This is a genomic window from Christensenella sp. (assembly GCF_034927525.1).
Taxonomy (GTDB): domain Bacteria; phylum Bacillota; class Clostridia; order Christensenellales; family Christensenellaceae; genus Christensenella.
The window spans coordinates 1-7,141 of record NZ_JAYFPU010000373.1 but is presented as its reverse complement, the minus strand read 5'-3'; the positions used below and the strand labels follow the sequence as shown (position 1 = coordinate 7,141).

Annotated in this window: 8 protein-coding genes and 1 pseudogene; 8 read left to right on the top strand and 1 reads right to left on the bottom strand. The window is 51.2% G+C overall.

Features of this window, described 5'->3' with window-relative positions; translation table 11 throughout:
• The 7 genes and pseudogenes from VB081_RS14740 to VB081_RS14710 all read left to right on the top strand — a co-directional run.
• A pseudogene (locus VB081_RS14740) lies at nt 1-197 on the top strand (ZIP family metal transporter); the annotation flags it as partial.
• Nucleotides 194-1,258: an L-threonylcarbamoyladenylate synthase gene (locus VB081_RS14735; RefSeq protein WP_323401526.1), complete on the top strand. Its 1,065-nt coding sequence runs from the start codon at nt 194-196 to the stop codon at nt 1,256-1,258. The pseudogene VB081_RS14740 and the gene VB081_RS14735, both read left to right, overlap by 4 nt.
• A gap of 4 nt (nt 1,259-1,262) precedes the next feature.
• Nucleotides 1,263-1,745 (top strand): arsenate reductase/protein-tyrosine-phosphatase family protein, encoded by a 483-nt coding sequence (locus VB081_RS14730; RefSeq protein WP_323401525.1) that lies wholly within the window; start codon nt 1,263-1,265, stop codon nt 1,743-1,745.
• 141 nt (nt 1,746-1,886) lie between these two features.
• Nucleotides 1,887-2,339, top strand: a complete 453-nt coding sequence (gene rpiB, locus VB081_RS14725) for a ribose 5-phosphate isomerase B (protein WP_323401524.1) — start codon at nt 1,887-1,889, stop codon at nt 2,337-2,339.
• A 43-nt stretch (nt 2,340-2,382) separates the two neighbouring features.
• Nucleotides 2,383-3,012: a uracil phosphoribosyltransferase gene (gene upp, locus VB081_RS14720; RefSeq protein ID WP_323401523.1), complete on the top strand. Its 630-nt coding sequence runs from the start codon at nt 2,383-2,385 to the stop codon at nt 3,010-3,012.
• 174 nt (nt 3,013-3,186) lie between these two features.
• On the top strand, nt 3,187-4,479 hold the full coding sequence (locus tag VB081_RS14715; protein ID WP_323401522.1) for a hypothetical protein: 1,293 nt from the start codon (nt 3,187-3,189) through the stop codon (nt 4,477-4,479).
• Nucleotides 4,464-5,144 carry a DUF6320 domain-containing protein gene (locus tag VB081_RS14710; protein WP_323401521.1) on the top strand — a complete coding sequence of 227 codons (681 nt, stop codon included), beginning with the start codon at nt 4,464-4,466 and terminating at the stop codon, nt 5,142-5,144. Before VB081_RS14715 ends, VB081_RS14710 begins: the two co-directional genes overlap by 16 nt.
• Before the next feature lie 59 nt (nt 5,145-5,203).
• Here the strand turns inward: VB081_RS14710 and VB081_RS14705 are convergent, their stop codons facing one another.
• Nucleotides 5,204-5,620, bottom strand: a complete 417-nt coding sequence (locus tag VB081_RS14705; protein WP_323401520.1) for a hypothetical protein — start codon at nt 5,618-5,620, stop codon at nt 5,204-5,206.
• A 306-nt stretch (nt 5,621-5,926) separates the two neighbouring features.
• Here VB081_RS14705 and VB081_RS14700 point away from each other — a divergent pair.
• Nucleotides 5,927-7,141: adenylosuccinate synthase (locus tag VB081_RS14700; protein WP_323401519.1), on the top strand; the 1,215-nt coding region annotated here is incomplete at its 3' end.

The window sequence follows — 7,141 nt, the reverse complement described above, 5'->3', positions numbered from 1 at the left end:
CGGCGATCGGCGCGGCGCTTGGAGACCTCTCGCCGATGTTTTTCGCGGGCAGCGTATCGTTTGGCGGCGGCGCGATGCTCTATTTGACGCTTAGGGAACTGATCCCCGAGGCGATCAGTATGCATAAGAGCGCGGCGACGTGGATATCCATTGCTGCGGGAGTATTGTTTGGGTTTGTATTGGTGGTGCTGGTATGATGAAGTGTGCGACGCGCACAGTGTTTGCAAATAAAGATTTTGACGGGGCGATACGCGATGGCGCGGATGAGCTGAAAAAAGGCGGTTTGGTCGTATTCCCGACGGAGACAGTGTATGGTCTTGGGGCAAACGCTCTTTCGCCTGAGGCGGTAAAAAATATTTTTTTTGCCAAGGGACGGCCGCAGGACAATCCGCTGATCGTACATATTGCGGAGCAGGGACAGCTTGACGGCCTTGTGACGGAAGTAAACGACATGGCGTGCGCGCTGATGGATGCGTTTTGGCCGGGGCCGCTTTCTATTGTTATGAAAAAAACGGATGTGATCCCTCCTGAGGTGAGCGCGGGGCTTGAGACGGTCGCGGTGCGTATGCCTGACAATGATATCGCGCGGGGCATCATCGCGCTTGCGGGGGTACCCGTTGCGGCGCCCAGCGCAAATACATCCGGCAAGCCGAGCCCGACGCTTGCTATGCACGCATACGAGGATTTGTGTGGGCGCGTGCCGCTCATTATCGACGGCGGGCCGTGCAGGGTGGGCGTGGAATCTACCGTGGTAGACATGACGGGGGAAGTCCCCCTGGTTTTACGGCCGGGCGACATCACACCTGAAATGATCGCGCAGGTCGCGGGGGATGTGCGCGTGCATCCGAGCATTATGGGAGAAGTGGAGGCAGGGGAAGTATGTGCTTCTCCAGGCATGAAATACAAACATTATTCGCCGGAAGCAAAGGTCACCGTGCTGACAGGGGATAAAAAAGAGGTTGCGAAAACCGTAAACACCATGTATCATAATGGTAGGACACAGGGCAAAAAAACAGCGGTATTGTGTCTTGACGATTGTGCGGAGCTGTATCCGGATATCAAATATATCGTATTTTTGGGAAAAGACGCGCACGGCGCGGAGGCGGCGTTGTTTCGTGTATTACGCGAGATGGACGATCAAAATTTTGAAGCAGTGCTTTTTCACGCGCAGGAAGAAAAGATGGGTCTTGCGGTGATGAACAGAATAATCAGAGCGGCGGGACACGAGATCATTTCCGTCAAGGAGGAAAAAGTTTAAAATCATGAATGTATTGTTTGTTTGTACGGGTAATACATGCAGAAGCCCGATTGCAGAAACACTGATGGACGATGCGGTAGACCGAAGTAGCATCCTTCATGGCGATGTAAAGACGAAGTCGGCTGGTACATTTGCCTGCGAAGGAGCGGAAGCAACAGAAGAAGCGGTTCGCGTTTTGGAAGAAATGGGACTTGAGCTAAAACGCCATGTAGCGGAGCCTTTTACGCCTGAGATGGCGCAGTGGGCGGACATCATCCTTGCAATGAGCAAGGAACAGATGGAGCATATCGAAGTGATCGCACCCGAGGAAGTAAACAAGGTGCATACGCTGCTCGGATATGCAAAGGGTATAGACGGGGAGCCGACTGACAACTCCTGCGATCTTATGGATCCATTTGACGAAGGAATGGAAGAATACCGGCAGAGCGCGGCGCAGTTAAAAGAAGCGGTCGAAATGCTTGTCAGCCGGATGGAAAAAGAGCAATAATCTTGTTTTTGAAAAGGCAATGTCTTTGGGACAATGCCTTTTTTATATACAAATGTGGCGCATAGGGTGGAATTTGCGGACGGCATGTTGTATAATTTTTTTGTAAGTTTTATATTTTTTCAAAAAAAGGAGCATATCAGAATGAAGATTGCGTTTGGATGTGACCACGGCGGTTTTTTACTCAAAAAAGAGGTACTGGACTATCTTAAGAAAAACGGGCATGAAGTCATTGATTTTGGCACAAATGACGAAAAGTCGGTGGACTATCCGACGTATGCCCTTGCGGTCGCGGAGTGTGTGAAGGACAAAAAGGCGGAATTGGGTATCTTGATCTGCGGGACGGGCATCGGGATTTCCGTTTCGGCAAACAAGGTGCCGGGCATCCGTTGTGCCGCGGTAGCGGACACGTTTACGGCGCACGCGACGCGCGAGCACAACAATTCGAACATCCTTGCGATGGGCGCACGCACGTTAGGCCCGGGGCTGGCTGTCGATATTGTCGATATCTTTTTGAACACGCCTTTTTCGGGCGACGAACGGCACCAGAGGCGCATCGATAAGATCACGGAGATCGAAAAGAAATACTGTAAATAAGATTGCGTACCATATAAAAAACGAAGAACGGGGAGGAACGAAGATGGCGACAGCGCACATACTGGATCATCCTTTGCTGCAGCATAAGGTGTCGATGATCCGCGACAAAAACACGGGGACAAAAGAATTCAGGGAACTGGTCAAGGAAATTGCCATGCTGATGGTATATGAAGTGACAAGGGACATGCCGCTTAAGGAAGTGGAAGTGGAAACGCCCATCACATTGGCGAAAACAAAGGTGATCGCAGGGAAGATGGTCGGTATCGTACCCATACTGCGCGCAGGTCTTGGTATGGTCGAGGGCGTCCTGAACCTGATCCCCGGCGCGAAGGTAGGGCACATCGGGCTTTACCGCGATCCGGAAACGTTCCAGCCTGTGGAGTATTATTGCAAGCTGCCCATCGACGCACAGGAGCGCGAGCTGCTTGTCTTAGACCCGATGCTCGCAACGGGCGGCAGCGCGGCTGACGCGATCACGCTGATCAAAAAGCGCGGCTGCAACAACATCAAGCTGGTGAACATCATTGCTTCGCCGGAGGGCATCGAAGCGGTAAGAAAAGCGCATCCGGACGTGGACGTCTATGTCGCCGCGGTGGACGAAGGGCTTAACGACCACGCGTACATCGTACCGGGCTTAGGAGACGCGGGCGACCGCTTGTTCGGCACGAAATAAGGGATATGTTTTATCCGGCGGAGTCGTGTCGGCGCTTACAAGAGCGAGTTTTTGCAAGGCAAAACCCGAGCGGTTTGTAAACGGCCACGGCGACGGGCGGTAATAAACATAGATTGACGGGAAACAAAAGGGGGGCAAAAGCCCCCTTTATGTAATCATAAGAAAAGAGACGGCATGAACAACATACCCGGGGAGAGGGACTGGTACCAGCTGGATACGGCGGCGAAGATATATCCGTCCATCTCGCAAACACATAACAATACGACGTTCCGGCTGATGTTGGAACTGGACGAGCAGGTCGACCGTGATAAACTGCAGGAAGCGCTGGTGAAGATCATGCCGCGGTTTCCTTCGTTCGCCGTGACGCTTCGGCGGGGCATGTTCTGGTATTATCTGGAGCCAAACGACGCGCTGCCTATCGTCAAGGAAGAAACGGGTTTTCCGTGCAAACGCTTAAAGGATTTTATCAACAATGGATTCTTGTTCAACGTGACGTATTATAAAAAGAACGTGATCATGGAATGCTTCCACGGGCTTTCGGATGGGGCGGGCGCGATCGAGTTTTTAAAAACGCTGCTCTACGAATATTTTAAGCTGTGCGGCTATGACATGGACGCGGAAGGCATGGTGCTCGATGCGGATGGAAAAGTCAATGCGGATGAGGTGGAAAACAGCTTCAACACCTATTATGACGCAGAGGGCGAGTTCAATAAGCTAAAGCAGCCGAAGGCGTACCATATCTTAGGGACGCGCAACGATGAAAACGGCATTTTTTTGACGCACGGCATCGTCGATCTGAAGCAATTGCTTGCGCACGTCAAGACAAAGGGCGTAACTGTTTCGGCCTATATTGCCGCACTGCTTTTATACTGCATCGCAAAAGAGCAGCTGCTGATCCAGCGAAAGGTCAAACAGCCGATCATTGTTTCCGTACCGATGGATCTTCGCAGCATGTTTCCTTCGCACACGCTGCGGAATTTTGTTTCGTTCGCCAATGTAGGGATGTCGGTAGAAGGCGAGCTTGATTTTGATATGATCCTTACGGAAATTTCGCGACAATTAAAAGAGGGACTGACAAAGGAGCGGATATCCGCCAATATCAATAAAAATGTGAAATACGAGCAGAATCCTTTTATCCGGATGACGCCGTTGTTTATGAAAAACATCGTGGTTTCTAACAGCTATAAATCGTACGGGGAAGGCGCGTACACGGTCGTGCTCTCCAACCTGCGCACGGCGCAGTTTCCAAAAACAATGCGTTCGCACATTAAGCAGGTATATTATGCGCTGGGGGTGAGCGAAATGAACCCCATGAATTGCGTTGTGGTCTCGTATCAGGATAAGATGGTGTTCACTTTGGCACGCGGGATCCGCGAGACGGGCATCACCCGCAGCTTTTTTGAGCATTTTTCGAAGGAGCTCAATATGGACGTGGAAGTGAGGGGCAACGGATGGAACACAAAATGAACTTCTGCGACGAATGCTGCGTTTATGTGGACGACTGTTTTGAACACTGTCCGCTGTGCGGCAAGCAATTGACCGCAAAGCCTGCTGAAAATGAATTATATCCGCCTATTTCGCGTAAAAAATATGTCGATCATCACAGCCTGGTGATGGATTATTTGCTGCTGGCAACGTTTGTGGTGATCACGCTGTGTGTGGCGATCAATATTTTTACATGGAACGGTACGCCGTGGTTTTTAGCCGTGGCTGCGCCTACGCTTTATGCCTGGGTGCTTGTGAAGGGCACGATCCTTTCTGATTGGTTTGCGGGCGCGAAAGTGCTTTTGCAGATGGTCACGCTTATTGCTATGTTTATGGCGTTTGATTTTGTAGGCAGCAGAAGTGGATGGTCTTATCAATACATGATGCCGCTTATTTTGTCGCTTGGCATCGCGTATATCGATATTTATTCGTATAACCACAAATCACACTGGCGCGGCAATATGGTGTATGCGATCTTGTTTGTGGCACTGGGATTTATCCCGTTGATTCTGCATTTGTCAGGCGTGAAGCAGGGCTTTTTCCTGATGATACTTTCTACCTTCGCCAGCGGGATCACGATACTGGGGCTGCTGCGTTTTGCCCTGCGGTATTTTAAGGCGGAGATGCAAAAGCGCTTTCATATGTGACGGCATGGATGGAACATAAAAGAGCCGCGGAAACCGCGGCTCTTTGTTTATCAGGATATTTATTTTTGCAGGTTGACAGGGCCGAAGCCGTTGCCACTCAGCGTGAAATCCTTGACCTGTGTAAAGGCGGCGGGCACTTCGAATACAAGTACGGCCTGCGTTTTGCTGCCGTTGGTTTCAAACGCCATTTGCTTGCATTCATAGCTTCCCGAGCCGTCGGATACGGAGGCTTTTGTACCCTCAGGGCTGAAGAATGCGTTTTGTGCATCGTCAAGCTTTTTATCGTCTACGCCCAGCGTCATCACAAACAAGGTATTGCCGCCGGAAGCGGTCAACGTGAGCGCCTGTTCCTCGGTTTTCATTTGCAGAATCTCGTACTGCGCGCCGGACGTCTGGAACGTAACGGGTGCGGCGCACGCCATGAGCAGAGTGCAAGCAACCAGAACCAGGCAAAGCAAAGAGATATTTTTTTTCATGGAAGCCCCTTTCATCTGCCGCGTAAATCGATATGATAAATGCTGTTTGGTATGAGCGCGGCATGCTGTGTGTTTTATTCTATTGATATCATATTATTTATGGGGGGAAAATGCAACCGTGAAACAGAACATGACAGAAAAAAGCCGTGTAATCGAAAAAAAGTTGACGGACATACGCTTTTTTTGTTAAACTGAGATAGGATATCGCAAAGGGGCGTTATGTTCCCGGCGGTATTTTTGTTTTTAGGAAAGGTATGGCGTGCAGGCGCTGCCAATAAATTTTGAAACAGACAGGAGTGATCTGAAATGGCCGGTATCGTAGTTTTCGGCGCTCAGTGGGGCGACGAGGGAAAAGGAAGATTTGTTGATTATCTCGCTTCCAAGGCGGACATGGTGGTGCGCTATCAAGGGGGCAACAACGCGGGGCATACTGTTGTAGCAGACGGCGTGACGTACAAGCTGCGCCTCATCCCGTCGGGCATCCTTTCCAAGGGAAAGCCATGCGTGATCGCAAACGGCGTGGTAGTAGACCCAAAGGCGCTCAAAGCGGAGATCGAATATCTTGAGGAACGCGGTGTTTCGGTGGACAATTTATACATCAGCGACAGGGCGCACCTGATCATGCCCTACCACAGGGTGCTTGACGAGCTGAACGAAAAGAAGCTGGGGGAGTTCAAGATCGGTACCACAGGCAACGGGATCGGGCCGTGCTATATGGACAAGACGGGGCGCGTAGGCCTTCGGGTGTGCGACTTGATGGATGAGGAAACATTCCCGGAAAAGCTGAAAAAATGTGTGGAAGATAAAAACGAGGTCATCACCAAGGTTTATGGCGGTGAGCCTTTGCACTACGAAGAAATTTTGGAAGAATGCCGTGTGCTCGCCAAATATTTCAGGCCGTTTGTGTGCGACAGCGTATCGCTGCTGCACGAATACTACGACGCGGGCAAAACGCTGTTGTTTGAAGGCGCGCAGGGTATGCTTCTCGACATCGACTTCGGGACGTACCCTTATGTTACATCCTCGCACCCCAATACGGGCGGCGTAGGATCGGGCGCGGGTGTGGGGCCGCAGGTCCTGACGGAAGTGATCGGCGTTGTTAAGGCGTATACGACGCGCGTGGGCGAAGGGCCGTTTGTAACGGAGCTGCACGACGCGACGGGAGAAGAGATCCGCAAAAAGGGCAATGAATTCGGAACGGTGACGGGACGGCCGCGCCGCTGCGGATGGCTTGATCTTGTAATCGTTGATTTTGCGGCGAAAACAAGCGGTATCACCGGGTTTGCGCTGTCGCGCATGGATACGCTCGGTGGATTTAAGAAAGTTTTCATTTGCACTGGGTATGACATTGATGGTAAAATAGTAAATACTTATCCGGCGTCGCTGCAGACGCTTGCAAAAGCAAAGCCGGTTTATAAGGAGTTCGACGGATGGACGTCCGACCTCTCGCATATCCGCAGGTATGAAGACCTGCCGGAGGAGGCGAGGAAGTATGTGGAGTTCATCGAGCAGCATACCGGC